General features: G+C 71.9%; 17 protein-coding genes. 6 read left to right on the top strand and 11 right to left on the bottom strand.

What is annotated here, in order from left to right:
- Positions 1-270 precede the first annotated feature (270 nt).
- Complete coding sequence (locus tag D452_RS0126680) at positions 271-663, bottom strand: GNAT family N-acetyltransferase (RefSeq protein ID WP_017547195.1); 393 nt, start codon at positions 661-663, stop codon at positions 271-273.
- Between the two features lie 147 nt (positions 664-810).
- Here D452_RS0126680 and D452_RS0126675 point away from each other — a divergent pair, with 147 nt between their 5' ends.
- The 3 genes from D452_RS0126675 (at position 811) to D452_RS29090 (ending at position 2780) form a co-directional block, all read left to right on the top strand.
- Positions 811-1182: a DUF3817 domain-containing protein gene (locus D452_RS0126675; protein WP_017547194.1), complete on the top strand. Its 372-nt coding sequence runs from the start codon at positions 811-813 to the stop codon at positions 1180-1182.
- Between the two features lie 214 nt (positions 1183-1396).
- Positions 1397-2200 carry a peptidoglycan recognition protein family protein gene (locus D452_RS0126670; protein WP_026129704.1) on the top strand — a complete coding sequence of 268 codons (804 nt, stop codon included), beginning with the start codon at positions 1397-1399 and terminating at the stop codon, positions 2198-2200.
- Positions 2201-2390: 190 nt separating this feature from the next.
- Complete coding sequence (locus D452_RS29090) at positions 2391-2780, top strand: alpha/beta fold hydrolase (protein ID WP_017547192.1); 390 nt, start codon at positions 2391-2393, stop codon at positions 2778-2780.
- A 15-nt stretch (positions 2781-2795) separates the two neighbouring features.
- Here D452_RS29090 and D452_RS31570 read toward each other — a convergent pair whose 3' ends face one another.
- On the bottom strand, positions 2796-3275 hold the full coding sequence (locus tag D452_RS31570; protein WP_239646463.1) for a zinc-binding dehydrogenase: 480 nt from the start codon (positions 3273-3275) through the stop codon (positions 2796-2798).
- Complete coding sequence (locus D452_RS31565) at positions 3200-3661, bottom strand: alcohol dehydrogenase catalytic domain-containing protein (RefSeq protein WP_449289529.1); 462 nt, start codon at positions 3659-3661, stop codon at positions 3200-3202. The genes D452_RS31570 and D452_RS31565 overlap by 76 nt, the downstream gene beginning before the upstream one ends.
- A gap of 445 nt (positions 3662-4106) precedes the next feature.
- Here D452_RS31565 and D452_RS0126655 point away from each other — a divergent pair, with 445 nt between their 5' ends.
- Together D452_RS0126655 and D452_RS0126650 are read left to right on the top strand one after the other, a co-directional pair.
- Positions 4107-5192, top strand: a complete 1086-nt coding sequence (locus D452_RS0126655) for an S-(hydroxymethyl)mycothiol dehydrogenase (RefSeq protein ID WP_017547191.1) — start codon at positions 4107-4109, stop codon at positions 5190-5192.
- Positions 5189-5821, top strand: coding sequence for an MBL fold metallo-hydrolase (locus tag D452_RS0126650; RefSeq protein WP_017547190.1), 633 nt, complete (start codon positions 5189-5191; stop codon positions 5819-5821). The genes D452_RS0126655 and D452_RS0126650 overlap by 4 nt, the downstream gene beginning before the upstream one ends.
- A gap of 10 nt (positions 5822-5831) precedes the next feature.
- Here D452_RS0126650 and D452_RS0126645 read toward each other — a convergent pair whose 3' ends face one another.
- The 8 genes from D452_RS0126645 to eccD form a co-directional block, all read right to left on the bottom strand.
- Positions 5832-8081: a protein kinase domain-containing protein gene (locus D452_RS0126645; protein WP_017547189.1), complete on the bottom strand. Its 2250-nt coding sequence runs from the start codon at positions 8079-8081 to the stop codon at positions 5832-5834.
- Complete coding sequence (locus D452_RS0126640; RefSeq protein WP_083927637.1) at positions 8078-10345, bottom strand: DUF3488 and transglutaminase-like domain-containing protein; 2268 nt, start codon at positions 10343-10345, stop codon at positions 8078-8080. The genes D452_RS0126645 and D452_RS0126640 overlap by 4 nt, the downstream gene beginning before the upstream one ends.
- The gene (locus D452_RS0126635) at positions 10342-11472 is read right to left on the bottom strand and encodes a DUF58 domain-containing protein (protein WP_017547187.1); all 1131 of its coding nucleotides are present in this window, start codon (positions 11470-11472) and stop codon (positions 10342-10344) included. The genes D452_RS0126640 and D452_RS0126635 overlap by 4 nt, the downstream gene beginning before the upstream one ends.
- Positions 11472-12476, bottom strand: coding sequence for an AAA family ATPase (locus D452_RS0126630; protein WP_017547186.1), 1005 nt, complete (start codon positions 12474-12476; stop codon positions 11472-11474). The genes D452_RS0126635 and D452_RS0126630 overlap by 1 nt, the downstream gene beginning before the upstream one ends.
- Before the next feature lie 30 nt (positions 12477-12506).
- Positions 12507-12926 (bottom strand): ABC transporter permease, encoded by a 420-nt coding sequence (locus D452_RS31905; protein WP_017547185.1) that lies wholly within the window; start codon positions 12924-12926, stop codon positions 12507-12509.
- Complete coding sequence (locus D452_RS0126620; protein ID WP_017547184.1) at positions 12923-13219, bottom strand: WXG100 family type VII secretion target; 297 nt, start codon at positions 13217-13219, stop codon at positions 12923-12925. Before D452_RS0126620 ends, D452_RS31905 begins: the two co-directional genes overlap by 4 nt.
- A 36-nt stretch (positions 13220-13255) precedes the next feature.
- On the bottom strand, positions 13256-13588 hold the full coding sequence (locus tag D452_RS0126615) for a hypothetical protein (protein ID WP_017547183.1): 333 nt from the start codon (positions 13586-13588) through the stop codon (positions 13256-13258).
- 635 nt (positions 13589-14223) lie between these two features.
- Positions 14224-15570: a type VII secretion integral membrane protein EccD gene (gene eccD / locus D452_RS0126610; RefSeq protein WP_017547182.1), complete on the bottom strand. Its 1347-nt coding sequence runs from the start codon at positions 15568-15570 to the stop codon at positions 14224-14226.
- A gap of 340 nt (positions 15571-15910) precedes the next feature.
- Between eccD and D452_RS0126605 the strand changes: the two genes are divergently transcribed.
- Positions 15911-19804: a type VII secretion protein EccC gene (locus tag D452_RS0126605; protein WP_026129703.1), complete on the top strand. Its 3894-nt coding sequence runs from the start codon at positions 15911-15913 to the stop codon at positions 19802-19804.
- The last annotated feature ends 28 nt before the right edge of the window (positions 19805-19832 follow it).

Here is a 19832-nt window from a genome sequence, read left to right as displayed (position 1 = left end):
CGACACGGGCCCCGATCCGCGCAGGCCTGGGGGTGTTGCTTCCTTCGCTGCCGCTTTTCGTCCCAGACAGTGACAAGCCGCGACACGGGTTCCGATGGGCGCAGGCCTGGGGGTGCTGTTTGCCTCGCTGCCGCTTTTCGCCGCCGACAGTGACCAGCCGCGACACGAGAAACGATCCGCTCGGAACCAGGCGAGTACGGCCCAACTGATCGCCCCTCCCCAATCCGGGGATGAACCCTGCATCCCCTGCGATGAGCACATGGCGGCGCCTCACCCCGAGACGCGGAGGAGTCCCGCTCGAGTGTGGCGGAAACCGCAGGCCTCGTAGAAGCCCTCAAGTTGCGGTTCGTAGTCGACGTGCAGCCACTCGATACCCAATCCTCGGAGGTCGCTGATGAGCGCGGCGACAACACGACCACCAACCCCGCGACGCTGGTGACCAGAGGCAACCACCGTGTCCAGGAGGAAGGCATGCGCTCCCCCATCCCACACCGCGTGGACGAAGCCCACGAGCTTTCCCTCGTCGAAGGCCCCGACCCAGGAGCGGCTGTGACGTTCCAGCCGCTCAGACCAGGGAACCAGGAAAGGCTCGTGCCCGAAGGCGTCGGCGTGGAGGCGGGAGAGTTCCCCATCGTCGACGGGGCAGCGAACCTGGATCTGCATGGGGAGACGGTACTCGGGGTCTCGCTCCCCTGCGCAATGTCAACAGTCGCCCCCGAAACCGGGTCCCGTCTGGGGTGACCTAGCCTGGTTGCGGCCCGGGAGTCCCTCGGGACCCTCCCCGAACAGCGACAAGCCCGAGGAACCCCGTTGAGCATCACGACCCTGATCGCCCGAACCTTCCGTGTGGTGGCCGTCTTCGAGGCCTTCACCTGGGCCGGCCTCCTCGTCGGCATGTACTTCAAGTACCTCGGCAACGGCAGCGAACTGGGCGTTCAGATCTTCGGCCCGGTTCACGGCGGCGCGTTCATGGTCTACGTGGTGGTGGCCCTGGTCGCCGCCTACCGTCTGCGCTGGGGCGTGTGGCCGACCCTGGTCGCGCTGGCCGCGTCCATCCCTCCCCTGGGCACGCTGCCCGCCGACTGGTGGCTGCACCGGACCGGGCGTCTGACCGACCCGGCAAAGCGCGCGGCGGACGGGACTCGGGGCACGGACGCCGAGGAGCCCGCGAAGGTCACCTGACCGGATCGCGGCGTACCGGAACACGTCAGGAAACACCAGCAACAAAGGTCGCCCCTTACCCCAGCGTTCTCTTACTGAACAGAGGGGTAAGGGGTTTACATTTTGTCCGATATCGGACAGCAGAATCTCGTAAGTGACCCTTTGCGTACGGCGAGCCATCCATGTTCAGTTGTGAACTGGCAAGTAACCGGCTCCCATCAGAAGGGTCTCCCCCATGCCACAGCGAAACGGACCGGACCGGCGCACGGTCCTTCGAGGCGCGGCCGTCGCCTCCGGCGCGGCGTTGGCCGGAGGCGCGTTCGGCGTCTCCACCGCGTACGCCGACACGGCTTCGGCCGCCGAACCTCCCATGTACTTCCGCGCCGACTGGGGCGCCCGGCCCCCGTCGACCCCCATCCAGGTCCTGGCATCCCCGCCCAGCTTCGTGGTCGTGCACCACACCGCGACCCCCAACAGCGCCGACCACTCCGAGGCGCACGCGCTGGCACTGTCCCGTTCCATCCAGAACTTCCACATGGACAGCAACGGCTGGGCCGACGCGGGCCAGCAGTTCACCATCAGCCGTGGCGGCCACATCATGGAGGGCCGTGACCGCGCCGTCCCGGCCGTCCGCGAGGGCCAGCACTGCGTGGGCTCGCACGTGGCCAACAACAACAGCACGTGCGTGGGCATCGAGAACGAGGGCACCTACATGGACGAGGGCCCCACCCAGGCCCTCACGGACTCCCTGGTGTCCACCCTGGCCTGGCTGTGCGGCGCCTACGGGCTCAACCCGCAGGAGGCGATCCTCGGCCACCGGGACTTCAACGCGACGGCCTGCCCCGGTGACGTGCTGTACGCGATGCTGCCCGATCTGCGCAACGCGGTCACCGGTGTGATGGCGGCCCAGGGCCTGGAGATCGGCACTCGCACGGTGCCCGCCCAGGACCGCCCCACCTACCCGCCCGTACCCAGGGACGAGCCCCTGCGCGAGTTCGTCCACGGTCCCGGCCGAGGGACCGACGACTTCACCCGCTGACCCATCCGTGAGGACGTCTCCCCGTTCGGCGTCACTCAGGATCCGGTCAGACAGTCAGTGGCGGCGCCCGACGGAGGTCGGGCGCCGCTCCCTTTTCCCCACCCGCCGCTGACGCTCGGTTTGCCAGACCTCCCGGATACGATCGCGGCGCTTCGTTCGAGGCCACCAGGAACACGACAGGGGGGCGGGCATGACCGATCAGGCGGTTCCGGAGGAGTTCGCGTCGAGCGCGGGCACGGTGCGCTGGGGCGCCGTCGGCTCGGGAGAGCCGGTGGTGCTGCTGCACGGGACGCTGTTCTCGTCGTACGTGTGGCGGGACGTGGCCGCGGCGTTGGCACCCGGCTACCGGGTGTACTTCTGGGACATGCCCGGGTACGGAATCTCCGAGATGCGGACGGGTCAGAGCGTGTCCCTGGCGCCCCAGGGGCGGGTGTTCACCGAACTGCTGGCGCGTTCCCGGGCACTCGCCGCGCTGGTCCCGGGCGTTGAGTCCCACCCGATCGCGGGCGCCGGTCACCTCGTCCAGTCGGACGCACCCGCGCAGCTGACCGCCGCACTGGTGGACTTCCTCCGGCGCTGATCACGGGGGCGGGACTCAGGGCTGGTCGGGGACCAGGAGGACCTTGCCGACCACGGTGCCCGACTCGGCCAGGGTCATGGCCGAAGCCACCTCGGACAGCGGCACGCGGGCAGCGACAGGCGGGTCGAGGACACCCTCGGTGTGCAGATCGAGGACCGCGCCCAGGTCCCGGGCGAACCTGCGCCGGAAGTCCGCCCTCCTGCGGTGCCCGTTCCAGAGGTTGAAGAAGTGGGCGCCGCGCCCGTTGGGGAGCGTGTTCCACCGGAGGAGTCGGGCGAACAGCAGCAGCACGGGGAGCATCGCGTTGCCGACCACGTCCCTGGTGGAGGCGGTGCCGTAGGAGACCAGGGTGCCTCCGCGCGCGAGGAGCCCGAAGGAGTCGACCAGCCCGGGGCCGCCGACGTGGTCGAAGACCGCTTTCACCCCGTCCGGGGCCAGGGCCCGGACCCGCCCGGGGAGGTCGGGCTCACGGTAGTCGAGCGGGGTGGCTCCCAGTGAGCGGACGGCCTCGGCGTTGCGGGCCGAGGCGGTGCCGATGACGGTGGCTCCCGCGNNGCCCCCCCCCCGCCGTTGGCGCCGTGGACGAGCACCGTGTCGCCGGACCGGACACGGGCGAGCTGGTGGAGCATGCGGTAGGCCGTCACTCCGTTGACCACCAGGGCCTCCGCCGTGCCGGGGTCGGTCCCTTCGGGTACGGGAACGAGATCGGCGGCGGGCAGGAGGACGTGGCTGGCCCAGGCGCCCACCTTGGTGAGGGCGGCGTAGCGGCGACCCTTCATGGCGGGGTCCGTCCCGGGGCCGACCTCCGTGACGGTACCGACGAGGTCGTAGCCGGGCACGAACGGGAAGGGCGGCTGGTCGAAGTACTTTCCCCGGCGCATCTGCTGTTCGGCGAAGGAGACGCCGGTGGCCTCCATCCGCAGTGTGACCTGGCCGGGCCCGGGCGGGTCGAGCCTGCGGTGGCGGACCACCAGCCCTTCGGGTGCCACACGGCCGGGGAGCAGGACCTCCGTGGCGTCCACGGCGCCGCCGGTACTCGTACGGGGTTCGTTCTGGGTCATGATGAGCTCCTGATTATGTGAGTACTCACTCACTGATCTGTCCACAGTGCGCCTCGAATCCCCAGGAACCACCCACCCCCGGGCGACTCTGCCTGGGGATTCCGAGAAGCGGACCGTCGCATGTTTGTGAGTACACACTCACACCTGTTTTTTGTCGAGCCCTGACCCGCACCCCGATGATGGACACGTGTCCGGGCGGTGCGGCAGGGTGACCTGAGGCGGTACCCACCGGTACTGGCGGCCACGAGGTTCAGGGAGTGTCTTCATGTCCCAACAGGTCCAGGGTGTGATCTCGCGTGCGAAGGGCGCACCCGTGGAACTCACCACCATCGTCGTCCCCGATCCCGGCCCGGGAGAGGCCGTGGTCCGGGTCCAGGCCTGCGGGGTCTGCCACACGGACCTGCACTACCGGGAGGGCGGGATCAACGACGAGTACCCCTTCCTGCTCGGGCACGAGGCGGCGGGCGTGGTCGAGTCCGTGGGAGCCAACGTCACCCACGTCGGACCCGGCGACTACGTGGTCCTCAACTGGCGGGCGGTGTGCGGGGAGTGCCGTGCGTGTCGGCGGGGGCGGCCCCAGTACTGCTTCGACACCCACAACGCCGACCAGAGGATGACCCTGGAGGACGGCACCGAACTCTCCCCCGCCCTGGGCATCGGTGCGTTCGCCGAGAAGACGCTGGTCGCCGCCGGCCAGTGCACCAAGGTCGACCCGTCCGCCTCACCCGCCGCGGCGGGGTTGCTCGGGTGCGGGATCATGGCCGGGATCGGCGCCGCCATCAACACCGGCGGGGTGGGGCGCGGTGACTCCGTGGCGGTGATCGGCTGCGGAGGCGTGGGCAGCGCGGCCGTGGCCGGGGCCCGTCTGGCCGGAGCCGGCCGGATCATCGCCGTGGACCTGGAGGAGCGCAAGTTGGAGTGGGCGCGCGGGTTCGGCGCCACACACACCGTGAACGCCCGGGAGAGCGACCCGGTGGAGGCGATCCGCGCGCTCACCGACGGTTTCGGCGCGGACGTGGTGATCGACGCGGTGGGTCTGCCCCAAACCTACGAGCAGGCCTTCTACGCCCGCGATCTGGCGGGCACCGTGGTGCTGGTGGGTGTTCCCACGCCGGAGATGCGCCTGGAACTGCCGCTGTTGGACGTGTTCGGCCGGGGCGGGGCCCTGAAGTCGAGCTGGTACGGGGACTGCCTGCCCTCCCGGGACTTCCCGATGCTCATCGACCTCTACACACAGGGCAGGCTGGACCTGGACGGTTTCGTCACCGAGGAGATCGGGCTCGGTGACGTCGAGGAGGCGTTCGCCCGCATGGAGCGCGGCGAAGTACTGCGATCGGTGGTGCGACTGTGAGTGACGCGCGAGTGGAACATCTGACCACGTCCGGGGTCTTCACCCTGGACGGCGGTTCCTGGGAGGTGGACAACAACGTCTGGCTGGTGGGCGACGACGAGGAGGTCGTGGTCGTGGACGCCCCGCACGACGCCGGGGCGATCCTGACGGCGGTGGGCGGGCGCCGGGTGGTGGCGGTGGTGTGCACGCACGGCCACAACGACCACGTGAACGCCGCCCCGGAGGTGGCCGACGCGACCGGGGCGCCGATCCTGCTGCACCCCGAGGACCGGGTGCTGTGGGACATGACCCACCCGGACCGCGCCCCGGACGCAGAGCTGGCCGACGGGCAGGTCATCGAGGTCGGGGGCACCGGGCTCACCGTGCTGCACACCCCGGGGCACGCCCCCGGGGCGGTGTGCCTGTACGCCCCGGAACTCGATGTGCTGTTCAGTGGCGACACCCTCTTCCAGGGCGGCCCGGGGGCGACCGGCCGGTCCTTCTCGGACTTCCCGACCATCGTGGACTCCATCCGCACCCGCCTGCTGTCGCTCCCCCAGGAGACGGCGGTCCACACCGGGCACGGTGATTCCACGACCATCGGCGCGGAGGCCCCGCACCTCCAGGCGTGGCTGGATCGGGGGCACTGAGACCGGCCGGTCAGGAGGCGGTGGCCCGTTCCGTGCACGCCTGCTCCGACGGAGCGATCTCGTCCACGCTGAGCACGGCGATGACGACGAAGCAGTAGTCCCGGCCCGGGTCGAGTCCGCTGACCTTCGCCTGTCCGGAGCCCGGCTCGGCGTCGGCGAGGTTGCCCGGGGTCTCCCCTGCGGGGCCTCCGATCACCTGGTGCGCGGCGGCGGGGTCGGTGTTGTCCGTCCAGGTCACCGTCACGGTGTGCCCGGTGTCCTCCAGGACGACGTCACTGGGGGCGGAGTCCTCGACCAGTCCGGCGGGAGGCGCCGGAGGGTCGGGGGACTCCGCGTTCCCGGTCTCCCCTCCGGACTGCGGCTGCTGCTCCTCGGGGGTCGCGGCGGCTTCCGGTCGGAGCTGCTGGATGAGGTCGCCGCCCGCGCCGGGGCGCAGGACCGCCACCGCGCCGAGGGTGATGGCGACGAAGGCGATGGCCACGACGGTGACACCGATGAACAGCGGCCGCCGTGTGGTCGGCCCCTGGGGACGGGCCGCGGCTTCGGGGGGCTTAGGCGGTTCGGGTGGGGCCGGTGGTTGGGCCGGACCCCACTGCGGACCGGGGGGCGCCTGATCCGGCGCCCCCGCTACGGGGCCGGATTCAGCGGACTCCGGTTCGGGTGCGGCGCTCCCTGCCCAGCCGGGAAGGGCTGCCCACGCGATTTCGGGGTGGTCCGCCAGGAGGCTCGCGGCCGAGGCCGGTGTTGCACCCGTGGTGTCCGGCCGCGCGTCGGCGGTCTCGTCACCGCCCGGTTCGGCCTGCGGCTCCGGGGCCGTTGGAACACAGACCCCGGTGTCCTCCGGGGCACCGGACTCAGGGCTTGCCAGCGGTTTCGTGAGGCCTTCCCTAGGGCCGGGCGCAGCGCCAGGCACGCCCCAGATGCTAGAGGGGTCGACAGCTCCGGTCCCGGTCTGTGACAGCGCACCAGCCGCACCGGGATCAACCCCGGAACCCGTCGCTGTGTCCGGGTCAGCCCCGGCCCCTGGGGCCTCCGGCTGAGGGGTACTGGTTCGCAGTCCGTCCTGCTGACCCTGGAGCCCCTTCTCCGTGCGGGGTGCGGCACCCGGCACACCCCAGGCGTTCGCGGACTCGGCGACCTGGGCCTGCGGACGTGCACCAGTCGCACCGGAATCGAAGGCCCCGGATCCAGCAGGCAGCCCTCTGGGAACACGTGTCCCAGGTTCCTCGGCCTCGGGGCTGTCACGGGACCCCGCACTCCCCTGACCAAGGACGGGGGAACTCCAGGCGTTCGCCGAGTCGACGGCCCCGGTTCTGGTCTGCGGCTGCGAGGCAGGAACAGGGTTCACAGATCCAGCGACCGACCCACCCGCAATTCCACCCCCGGGCGCCGCACCGGGCACCCCCCAGGCGTTCCCGGAGTCGGCGGCGACAGCTCCGGGATCGGCGACTCCGGCGGGAGCGTCCCCGGCGAGGTCCCGGGCAAGCTCGGTGGCGTCCTGACGACGGCCGGGCTCCCTGGACAGCGCTCGATCCAGGACCGCGCGCAGTCGGACGGGCAGGTCGGCGCGCGGCAGCCGTGGTGGGTCCTCGGCGAGGGCCCGCTCCCGGTAGGTGAACGGATCTCCGACCGCGCCCGCCCCCTGCGCGAAGGGCGGGTACCCAGCGAGGAGGGTCCAGAGCACCGCCGCGAGCCGGTAGATGTCGGAGGCGGGGGTCAGCGGGTACAGGCCGCTGAGCGCCTCCGGGGAGGCGTAGGCGACCGCCACGGGGTCCAGGCCCACCGGTTCGGGCCGCTCCTCGGTGGTGAGCACACCGCCGACGTCAGCAAGGACGGCGCCCTCCGGTGCCCCCAGGATGTTTCCGGGCTGGACCCGGTGGTGGAGCAGACCACGCGCGTGCAGAGCGGCGAGTGCCCCGGCCACGGAGCGGCCCACGGCCAGGACCTCCCCGACCGGCAGCGGTCCCCGGCTCTTCAGCGCGGTCGCGTAGTCCCCCGGGTGCAGGTTCATGGCGACGAAGGCGCGGCCGGACGAGGTGCGGCCTCCGCCGACGACGCCGACCAGGCCAGGGATACCGGACAGCTCGACCAGTCGGTCCACTTCCCTGGCGCCTGACCCGTCGCGCATGACCTTGAGCGCGACCGGGGCGTCGTCCCCGTCACGCCGGGCCCGGTAGACGGTCGAGGCCGCTCCCCGGTGCAGGACCTCCGGGGAGTGGAACCCCGGGGCCAGTCTGTCGTGTTGTTGCTCGCCGCTCATCGGCGTCCTCTCCGTCGGCGGCTCGGACCGTCCCGCCAGAACAGGGGGCGGGGGTCGAACCACCAGGTCAGTCTCCTGAACCGGGGGCGTGCCCTGCGCACCGCGCGTTGGTGGTCGCGTACCGCGCGGGCGGCTTCCTCGGCCGCCGGGGCGTCGACGCCGACTCCGCCGCCGAAGCCCGTGCTGTTGACGGCCCGGGCCAGGTGGTCGAGCCCGCTCGAAGGAGCCGTGTCGGGCACGAGTGCGCGGGCGACCGTCACGGTCTCGGTGACCGTGGCCCCCGTGTCGAGATCGGCCGCGCCCATCCTGAGGGCCTCGCGCAGTTCGCGCCAGGCTCCCAGGACACGGTCCGTGGGGGTGCCCGCGCTCAGGCGTCGTGCCCTGCGAGCGAGGCGCAGGACGGGGATCAGCAGGACCAGGGTGAGCGCTCCCCCGGAGGCTGCCACCGCCCAGAGGCCCTCGGTCGTGTCCTGGCGGTCGGGAGCGGGCTGCCCGTCGCTCTCGGTCTCGGAGCCGGAGTCGAGTTCACCGGCCTCGGGCTCGTCGGGGGCCTGCGCACTCTCGGGGGTTTCGTCGGCGCCGCCCTCGTCGCGCCCTCCGGGAGTGGCGTTGTAGGGCACCCATCCCAGACCGTCGAAGTACACCTCGCCCCAGGCGTGCGCGTCGCCGGTGCGCACCTCGTACTCGCCCTCGTCCCGTTCGGTCCCGGGCGCGAAGCCGACCGCCACCCGGCTGGGGAGTCCGGCCGCGCGCGTCAGCAGGGCGAAGGCGCTCGCGAACTGCTCGGAGGTACCGGAACCGCCCTGACCCCCGGGGGCGGCAAGGAGAGCGTCGATGTGCGCGTAGCCGTGGCCGCCGGGGGTCTCGGGGTCGAACGTGTGGGAGTCGCGCAGGTACTCGGCGATGGCCCGCGCGCGGTGGTGGTAGTCGCCCTCGGCGGCGATCGCGGACACGACCTCGTCGAGGATGGGCGGGGCGCCGGGCGGCAACTCCCGGTACAACTCGTACACGTCCCCCACCGGTGGGGACGACCGGGACAGGTCGACGCCGGACCAGTCGGCGACCGTGCCGACCACCTCGTAGTCGCGCCCGGCCACGGTGCCGTCCCGGGTGACGACGGTGCCGGTGAGGGCGTCGTAGCCAAGGGAGTCGAGTCCCACCCGGCGGGGTGCGCCCACCACCGGAGCCCAGCTTCCGGGAAGGGCCTCGCCCACGCTGATCCGCGCGGTGACGTCCCCGTCGGCCCCGGGAGGCGGTGGCACCGGTGCGGGCAGGACCTGGTCCGCGCTGCGGTAGCCGCTCTCGGGGAGCCAGGTGGTGCCGGTGAAGTCGGAGAGGGCGACCCAGCGCAGATCGACGGGCTGGTCGGACTCGACGGTGAGCAGGTGCTCGTCGGGTTCGGCTGCCCACCCGGGCAGGTAGCTGAGCGGGTTGAGGGCCTCCTGCGGGTCCATCGGAGGGTTCAGCACCGCGCGGGGGTCGCCTGGTTCGGCGGACCAGCCCGCGAGCAGTGCCGGTCCGCCGAACACCGCCATGGTCGCGGTGAACACGCAGATGAGCCCCGTGATAACGGCGTCACGGACGGGGGAGGGCCCCGCGGGGCGTTGGTCCACCTGAATGCCCAGGGAGGGAGATCCGACGCCGCTGTGGGTCCTCAAGGCCGGACGCGCGGACATGATGAGGACGGCGGCCACGCCGAGCAGGCCGATCGCGCTGAACCCGGGGGGTGCGACCGGGCCGTTGAGGACGACCGCGCCCACGAGCAGAACGAGCCCCGGGAGCAGGGCCAGCGCCCGGCGTTCGGCGCGCCAGGCCAGAGCCGTGGCGGTGCCGGTGAGCCAGGTCGCCAGGAGTGGCAGGGCCAGGGTGTCGACGGTGAGCGGTGTCGGCGCCGTGCTGGTGAGGATGCGCGCTCCGGAATGGAGGAGGGCCTCGCCCGCGCCCCGCAGGACACCGTCCCCCTCGCCCGGCACCCACGCGGCGGCGGCCACAACGCTGGCGAGCGGAAGGGGAACACCGGTCAGGACCGTGCGGAGAGCGCTGTGGCGGGCGCGCAGGACCAGCGCCGCCACGACGGATACCACGGAGCAGGCCGCGAGCACGGCCAGGAGGGTCACGGCAGAGCCGTAGGAGGCCGAGACCACCACCCCGCCCGCGACGGTGGACAGGACCAGGCCCGCGCAGGCCAGGAGCGTGCTCGGGGAGATCCGGTAGGGACGCCCGGGCACGGGCGGCGCGGCCCGTTCGGGGGCGGGAGCCGTCATCGTGGCCACGGCGCCTCGTTCCAACGGTCCGCGAACGACCCGGCGTCGCCCGCGGCGATGAGCGTGACGGAGTCGGGTGAGATCGGCGGTTCCTGCTGGCCGACGACCACGGCGATGAGGCCGGAGTAGCGGTCGGCGAGCTGACCGAACAGGCGCAGGTCGGTGGCGTCCAGTCCTGCGCTGACCAGGATGGCCGTGTCTCCCTGGCTCCGGGTGCGGGCCAGGTGGAGGGCGTCGGCCAGGTCCGGTCCCTGGGTGGGCGCGGCCTCGGCGAGCAGGTCGAGCAGGGAGGGCAGGCCGCCGCCGCTGTCCCGACCCCGTCCGCTGACGAGCCGCAGTTCGCAGTGGAGCGCGGCCCGGACTCCGGTGGCGAGCAGGGAGGCGGCGGCTCCGGCGACCTCGTCGAGTCGGGCAGCGTCCTCGGGGGCGGCTCGGTCGTCGACGATCACACACACCCGGGTCTGGGAGGTGTCCACGTACTCGCGCACCACCAAGCGGTCCAGGCGTGCGGAGCTGCGCCAGTGGACGTGGCGCAGGTCGTCGCCGGGAGCGTAGTCGCGCAGGGTGTGGAAGGTGAGCGTTCCGGCCCTGGCCCCGTCGACCTCTCCGTCCGGGTCGGCGACGTTGCCCACGGGGATGGCCCGCAGGTACTGCCAGGTCGGGTGGACCCACACGTGGTCGGTGGTGCCGTGGGCGCGGGTACTTTCGGCCAGGCCCAGGGGGTCGGAGCGGCCCGCACGCAGGGGGCCGAGTTCGATGAGTCCGCGCCGCCGGGGTTGGAGCCAGTAGTCCGATCCCCCGGTGCCGCCCCCGGGCAGCGGGGACAGGGGCACGTCGTGTTCACCGTCGGGGCCCACCACCCTTTCACTGATCCGCAGGCCGCGGCGCCCGGTGTTGCGGGCACTCATGTGGACCCGCACGGAGCGCCCGGGGGTGGTGCGGGTGCCGCCGGGCAGGGAGCGGGTCATGGTCACGGCCGCCGGGCGGCCCACGAACAGGGCGGCCACGGCCACGGCGAGGACCGCCAGGGCTCCGAGCAGGACGAGTTCCTGGTACTGGGACAGGGTGCCCGCGGTGAGGAGCAGGGCTCCCGTGGCGGCCACCAGCCATCCCCTCGTGGTCGGCATCAGCGGTTCGCCGTCGCCCCCGGGTGTCCCGGCTGGGGGGCCGGGGTGGACGACAGGATCTCGGCGAGCACGTCGACCCCGGTGCGGCCGCCCACGGAGGCTTCCGGAGAGAGCACCAGGCGGTGCGCCCACACCGGCTGCGCGAGCGTCTTGACGTCCTCGGGGGTGGCGTAGGGGCGGCCGGAGACCAGGGCGAGTGTGCGGGCCGTGTGGGCCATGGCGACGGTCGCCCGGGTGGACAGGCCCACACTGAGCGCCGGGTGGTCGCGGGTGGAGCGGGCCACGCGCAGCACGTACTCGTAGACGGCGTCGTCGACGTACACGCGGCGGGCCGCCTGCCGGACCTGTTCCATGCGCGCCGCGTCCGTGGACGAGGGCAGGGCGTCCGGGGAGACGAGGCGGTCCCCCCGGATGATGGCCAGTTCGGCGGCCGGGTCCGCGTAGCCCACGGTCAGGCGCATCAGGAACCGGTCCAGCTGGGCCTCGGGGAGCCGGTAGGTGCCCGACATCTCCACGGGGTTCTGGGTGGCCACGACCAGGAAGGGCGCCGGGACCGTGTGGCGGACCCCGTCGACCGTGACCGCGCCCTCCTCCATGACCTCCAGCAGCGCGGACTGGGTCTTGGGCGAGGCCCGGTTGATCTCGTCGGCGATGACGACGTTGGCGAAGACCGGTCCCGGGTGGAACTCGAACTCGCGGGTGGCCTGGTTGAAGACGGTCACGCCGGTCACGTCGGAGGGCAGCAGGTCGGGGGTGAACTGCACCCGCCGCCAGATCCCGTCGACGCTGGAGGCGATGGCGCGGGCCAGGGTCGTCTTGCCGGTGCCCGGGACGTCCTCCAGCAGGAGGTGTCCCTGGGAGAGGAGGGCGACGAGGGCGAGCCGCACCACCTCGGTCTTGCCCAGGAGAGCCGACTCGACGTTGGAGGCCATCGCGTCGAAGGCGTCCGTATGGACCGCCGCCTCGTCCGTCGAGAGCGGCGCTGAGGGAGCGTGCAGGGTCACGGGGGTGTCCTTCGGGGTACGGAAGACGGGTCAGGGAGTCTGGTCCGGGCCCGCGGGGTCGCGCTCCTGGGGGACGAGCGGGGTGTTCGGATCCTGTGTCTGGGTCTGATGCCCGCGCTGCTCGTTGAGTTCGCGCTGGGTCTGGAAGGCTCCCGCGACCACGATGCCCGCGGCGAGCACCGCGGCGGCTATCAGACCCACGACGACCGAGGGCCACACGTGGTGGCGCTGGCGCCAGTAGCGGCTGGAACCGTACAGCAGGGCGGCACGCAGCTGCCGACGGCGCAGGGCGTCGGCCTGGAGGACGTAGCGCTCGGTGTGGGGTGTGGTCTGGAACGCTTCGGGGAGCGGGGTGGGGGCGGGCGGTTCGGGGCTCCCGGGGCCCGGGGCGGGGGGCCACTGCTGTGGTGGGGTCCCCGCCGCGCCCTGGTGCCCGTAGGGGTGGCTCACTCGAACAGGTTGTTGAGGTAGCTCTTGGTCTCGCGGTAGCCGTCCACCGTGCCGTCGACGGCGTCGATCATCCTGGAGAAGCCCCGGTTGGTCATCTCGAAGGCGTTGTTGAACTCGGCCGCCCTGGCCTGGAAGGCCTCGTCGCCGCCCTCGAACCTGGCGACGGTGTCCTTGGCCTGGGTGTCGAGCTCCTGCATGATCGCCCTGAAGTAGCCCAGGTACTGGCGCTGGTCGACGCTCAGCTGGTCCAGCGCGTCGATGTCCGCGCCGACCTCGTACTTGTTCACGCCCATGGCGTCCTCTCCCCCACTTCGGTCTCAGGTTCCGACTCAGATGTTCCGGCTCAGGTAGCTGAGCTCGCTCTGGGCTTTGGAGAAGTCCTCTTCGCTCTGGGCGTCGGCGGAGTTGATCTTCTCCTGGCCGAGGTTGAGGTTGACGCCGTACTTGTTGCACCAGTCGATGAGGGCCTGGAAGCCCGTCACCAGTTCGGCCTGGCCCTGGCGGTAGGCCCGGAGGGCGTTGCCCTGGAGCGCCTGACCGTCCTGGTCCAGGACGTCGATCAGGGACTGCATGCGGTCACTGAGACCACGGCTCTGTTCGTCCAGGCGCGTACCGCCCTGGGACAGAGTGTTGCTCTGTTCCGTGCCGACGTTGTTGGTCAACTGTCCGTCCTCTCCCCGTGGACTCTCCCCTTGGTCCGAACTCGACGCCGGTATCAGGGGCGTGGTCGCTCTGTGAGCACCGGGGAGGTCTGCTCGCGGTCACAGATTCACGACTCGAACCGGAAAGTAGTGAAGGCGGCGTCCCCTGTCAACGCGATTGCAGAACAAGGACGCCAAGTGACCGAAACAGGACAGATTCTCACCTCCAGGGCCCTCATCGGCGTCCCACAGTTCGCTGGCGCCCTTCCCGCGCACCCGTCGCCGCCCTCCTCGTGGGGGTGGTCCTCGCTCCCGGAAGCGAAGAAGGGCGGGCCACGGGTGACTCAGAGGGTGGAGCCAACCCTGCGGAGGCCGGGGCGGCGGCACGGATCGCCGAGCGGGTGAGCGGTGCCCTGGACGGGGTCTCCCCACGCTTCGGGACGGTGGCGGAGAACCTCAACGAGGCCACCGTGGAGGCCGCAGGACCAACGGTGCCTTCTCCAACTTCCACATCGACCACGAGCAGGCCGTGCGGACGGGCGAGGCCAACGGCACGACCATCTCGCGCGACGCTGAGGCCGCCGCCGGACGCGTCTTCGAAACCGATCACGAGGAGGAGGGTGGATTCCTCGCCTTCCCCCTCACCCGAGCGGAGGTCAGCCTCCGATGCGGATGGTGGAGACGGCCTCGTACACGCCGAGAGCCCAGACGGCGGCCACGCACATCCCCGCGACCACGACGATCTCCACCCCGTTGAGGATGCGGCGCAGCGAGGCCCTGGGCACGTCGGTCAGACGGATAGCGCTCACGGCCGCCACCGCCACGCACAGCACCAGCCCCACTGCCGGGAGCACACCCGACATCCAGGGGTGAGCCGTTGTCGCGGCCACCCCGGTCACGGCCAGCCCCAGCACGCCGGTGAGCCGGACCGGCAGCACGTGGGAGACCCGGTCGAACAGGCGCGACCGCATCAGCAGGGCGAGCGAGACCAGGGCGGCCAGGACCAGGTCCCGGCGCGCGTCACCGGTGAACGCGAGCAGGCCCACGGAGATCGTGGCGGCGGCCGACACCCCCAGGATGGTTCCGGTCAGCATGCGGTCGCTGTTGGCCAGGCTCTCCTCGAAGCGTTCGTTGTCGGTCTGGCCGACCTGGCGCACCTCGTAGTCGAGCCCGGACAGCCCGCCCAGGGCGAGCGCCATCCGGGGCAGGGCGCCGATGCCCAGAGCCAGCAGGACGGCGAGCAGGCGCACCGCCATGGGGCCGTCGGTGAACAGGCCGAAGCCCACGAGCAGCACCATGGACACCGTGACGACGCTCAGCCCGGCGAGGTAGGGCAGCAGGAAGTGGGCCAGCGCCCAGCCGCCAGCAGAGGCGGCCAGCGCGCCGAAGCAGGCGAACAGCGCCAGAACGATGGGCGAGGGCGCGACGGCGCTCACTCCCAGGACGGCGAGCACGATGGTCAGGGCGCCCCAGCCGCAGGCGGCGACCTGCGCGGCGTGGGCCACTCCGGGAAGGTTCCTGGACCCGGCCAACCACAGGGCACCCAGCGCGGCCAGAAGCCCGAGAACGGACACGGCGAGGTCGAGGGGCGAGGTGCGGACCAGGACCATGGCCGCCATGAGCAGCAGCGGTCCCAGCGCCGTGAGTGCCAGGCCGAACCCGAACGTGGTGGTGGGCTTCCACAGCCAGGCGCGCTCGTCGACGCGGTCCTCGACGGTGCCGCGTACGTCGTCGACGAACGACGGTCGGTCCGGGGCGGTGACCCGGTCCAGGAGCAGGACGTCCCCGTCGCGGACTCCGGCGTCGGTCAGGGAACCGGCGGAGGGGATGGGGGTGCCGTCCACCGCGACGAGGTTCCAGCGGGCGGACTGGAGCCCGTCGTCGGCCGGGGAGCACACGCGCACGACCTGCGGCATCAGTGTCGCCACCGACACCGCGCCGGGCAGGACGAGGTCGGCCCACCGATCCGGTCCGGTCACCGTGACCCGGCAGTATCCGCTCACCTGGGGCTCCCCGCGTTCGACGTCAGTTGTGGACGGCGCACGACCGTCCGTTGGCGGGCGCGAACCGTTGGGCCCGCACGAGGATCACACCGGTCCGTGGTCCGGTTGTCCACAGGCCCGTGGTCGCCGCTTGTCCGGCACCGCCGGGGCGCGGGATCATCACGGTAGCAAGAGCGCGTACCGGGCGATCCGGGCGCACGCGACAGGAGAGGCGCCAGTGACAACGACGGTGGTTCATCGTCCCGCCCGCACTGCGGTCCCGGATCCCGGCAGGACACCCCTGGTGATCGCGACCCCGCCGCAGCTGCCGGAGAACCCCCCGGCCGCCAGCTCCTCGGCGATGATCATCATGCCGATCATCACCGGGTCCGGTTCGCTGATGATGACCATCACCATGGGGAACCGCCCGCTGTTCGCGGTGGCCGGGGCCATGATCATGCTGGCCAGCGTCGCGGTCGGCATCGTCATGTTCGTCGCCCAGCGCAACGGGCCGCGCAAGCGCATCCGGGAGCAGCGGGAACGGTACCTGGACTACCTGGACCACCTGCGCGAGACGGTTCGGGAGGTGGCGGGGCTGCAACGCGCCGCGTCGCTTTTCCGGCACCCGGAGCCGCACCTGTTGGAGGAGACCGCCCGGCTCACCGCACGGCGCTGGGAACGGCGCCCGGGGGACCCCGACTTCCTCGACCTGCGGATCGGTGAGGGTTCGCGCCCCCTGGCCAGACGGCTGAACCTGAACATCGACCGCACCAACCCCCTGATCGTCTACGACCCCGTCTGCCAGGGCATCGCCGAGCAGATCGTCGACCTGTACTCGGACGTGTCCGAGCAGCCGCTCGTGCTGCGCCTGCGCGAGTGCGGGGTGGTGTCGGTGGTCGGCGACCGGGCGGCGGGCCGGGAGGTGGCCCGCGCCCTGGCGGCGCAGCTGGTGACCTTCTCCGCCGCCGAGGACGTGCGGTTGGGTGTGGTGCGGCACCAGCGGTTGACGGCGGAGTGGGACTGGACCAAGTGGCTGCCCCACAACGCCCTCGACGGGGTCCAGGACGGTCCGCTGCCCGCCCGGCTGGTGGCGGGCAACACCGTGGAGATGACCGAGCTGCTGACGGCCGAGATCGAGCAGCGCACCATCGACATGCAGCGCAGGCGGGGCGCGCCTCCCGGACCGGGCACGCAGCGGCTCGTGGTGCTCGTGGACGGCGAGTTCCAGGCGACCCTGTCCGGGCTGGCGGCCGAGCCCCCGGTGACCTCGCTGGCCGACATCGGCGTCCACCTGGTCTTCCTCGTGGGTGACCGCCGGGAGGAGCCCGGGCACGTGGACACCCGGCTGTACGTGTCGGCTGACGGTTCCCTGAGGGAGGACCGCGCACCGAGGCCGCAGCAGCCCGACCAGGGCCCCGAGACGGAGGACGACCCTCCCCTGGAGGGTTCCTTCGACCGGGTCGGCCGGGAACTCCTCACCACCCTCGCGCGATCCCTGGCGCCGCTGCGACTGGCTGCCAGCGACAGCTCGGACGCCATGCACGCCACGGTGGGGCTGCCGGAGATCCTGGGCGTGCCCGACGTCGCCCGACTGGACACCGAGCGGGCGTGGCGGCCCCGGGGCACCGGGGATTTCCTGCGGGTGCCGATCGGGGTGGGCCCCGAGGCCAACACCGTGCTGCTCGACCTCAAGGAGTCCGCGTTCGGGGGCATGGGGCCGCACGGGCTGGTGGTGGGCGCCACCGGTTCGGGCAAGTCGGAGATGCTGCGCACCCTGGTGGCCTCACTGGTGATCAACCACCCGCCCGACCAGCTCGCCCTGTTGCTGGTGGACTTCAAGGGCGGCGCGACCTTCGCCGACACCGACCGGCTCCCGCACAGCGCCGGTCTCATCACCAACCTCGCCGACGACGACGGGTTGGTGGAGCGCTTCCGCGAGGCGATGTTCGGCGAGCTGAACCGGCGCCAGCAGGTCCTCAAGGACGCGGGCAACCTGCCCAACCTGCACGCCTACGAGGGGGCGCGGGCCCGCCGACCCGAGCTGGAACCGCTCCCCCACCTGCTGGTGATCATCGACGAGTTCTCCGAGCTGCTCACCGCGCACCCGGACTTCGCGGAGCTGTTCGTGGCCATCGGCCGGATCGGCCGTTCGATCGGCGTGCACCTGCTGCTGGCCACCCAGCGGCTGGACTCGGGCAAGATCAAGGGCTTGGAGTCCCATCTGTCCTACCGGATCGGTCTGCGGACCTTCTCCGAGGCCGAGAGCCGGGAGGCGATCGGGGTCGGGGACGCCTACCACCTGCCGCCGGAGCCCGGATCGGGCTACCTGAAGGTCGACACCACGGTGTTCGAGCGCTTCAAGGCGGCCATGGTCTCCCAGCCGTACGTGCCGCCCACACGCGAGGAGGTCGAGGAGGTTCCGCAGGTCCTGCCGCTGATCTCGTTCAACGGGCTCGCCTCGCTGGTGCGGCCCGCCCAGCGGGCGGAGAGCGCCGACGCCGAGGACAGGCCGGAGCAGGACGCTCCCACCACCCTCCAGGTGGCGGTGGACCGGATCGTGGACTCCGGGAGGGAACCGGTCCGCCCGGTCTGGGTCCCGCCGCTCCCCTCCGTCCTCACCCTCGACCAGCTGCTGGAACAGTTGGACGAGACCCGGACGCGGGAGGACGGGACCGCGATCGAGCCCGCCCCCGACGAGGTTCGGGCGATCATCGGATTGGCGGACCTGCCCCGGGAACAGCGCCAGTGCCCGGCCGACCTGGACTTCACCGGCGGGGAGAGCAACATCGTGGTTCTGGGCGGCCCCCAGTCCGGGAAGTCGACCCTGATCAGAACCCTGATCGCCACCCTGGCCTGGCGGTATCCGCCCGGGCGGGTGGCGGTGTACGCCATCGACTTCGGCGGTGGCTCCCTCGCACCGTTCGCCGAACTGCCGCACGTGGCGGGTGTGGCGGGCCGTTCCGAGCTGGAGCTGGCCCAGCGCATCCTCGCGGACGTGCGCGTCCAGCTGGACCAGCGCGAAGCGGTCTTCCGTCAGAGGCGGCTGGACTCACCCGCCGCTCTACGCCAGGCGCGGGCGGAGGGGAACGTCCCCGCAGGAACCCACGGGGACGTGTTCCTGTTCATCGACGGCTGGGCGGGGCTGCGTGAGGCCTACCCGGACGTGGACGACGTCCTCACCGACATCGTCTCGCGCGGCCCCTCCCTCGGCGTGCACACGGTGCTGACCAGTTCCGCCTCCAACCAGGTCCGCACCAAGCTGCAATCGCTCTTCGGCGGCCGTTTCGAGCTGCGTCTGACCGACCCCTACGACTCCCAGCTGGGTCGCAAGGTCGCCGAGCGCCTACCCAAGGACGTGCCCGGCCGGGGGCTGAGAGCGGACGAGTCGTTCGTGCAGGTGCCGCTCCCCCGCTTGGACGGTGTCGCGGAGGACGCCGATCTCGGCGACGGCGTGCGCGACGCGGTGGACAGACTCTCGGCCCGGTGGCCCGACCTCCCGGTGCGCCGGGTCCGGGTACTGCCCGCCCTGGTCTCCCTGGCGGAGCTCCTGCCCAGGCAGCAGGGCTCCGACCTGGTCATGGGCATGGCAGAGAGTGACCTGGGGCCCGCGCTGTACCACCCGCACGAGGACCCGCACCTGATGGTCTTCGGGGACCCGCAGACCGGCAAGAGCACCCTGATCCGGGCCCTGGTCCGGCAGGTGATCTCCCGTCCGGCCAGCGAGGTGGGCGTGGTGATGGTCGACTACCGCCGCGCGCACCTGGGATTGGTCCCCCCGGAGTACCTGTTGGCGTACAGCACCAGTCCCCAGCAGACCGAGGGGGTCGCCGGGGAACTGGCCGGACTGGTCCGCAAACGTCTCCCCGGGCCGGACGTCACGCCCAGGCAGCTGCGTGAGCGCAGTTGGTGGGAGGGGCTGGAGGTGTTCGTGTTCGTGGACGACCTGGACATGGTGGCGGGGCGCAGCAACCCCCTGAGCCCGATGGCCGACCTCCTGACCCAGGGAGCCGACCTGGGTCTGCACCTGGTCACGGCGCGAAGGACCGGCGGCGCGTCGAGGTCGATGTTCGATCCGGTCTCCCAGACGCTCACGGACATGGCCACTCCGGGACTGCTGTTCTCGGGTGACCGGATGGAGGGGCGGCTCGCCAACGGGGTCGTCTCCCGCCGCCTCCCCCCGGGCCGCGCGCTGCTGGCCCGCCGTGGGCGCCCGCCCGAGCAGGTGCAGGTGGCCTGGACCGACCCGGTGGAGTGAGGTTCCGGCACGCGAAGGGGGTCCGCCG

The organism is Nocardiopsis prasina DSM 43845 (assembly GCF_000341265.1).
Classification (GTDB): Bacteria; Actinomycetota; Actinomycetes; order Streptosporangiales; family Streptosporangiaceae; genus Nocardiopsis; species Nocardiopsis prasina.
The sequence above is the reverse complement of the archived record's forward strand: the minus strand, read 5'-3'. Positions and strand labels throughout refer to the sequence as shown.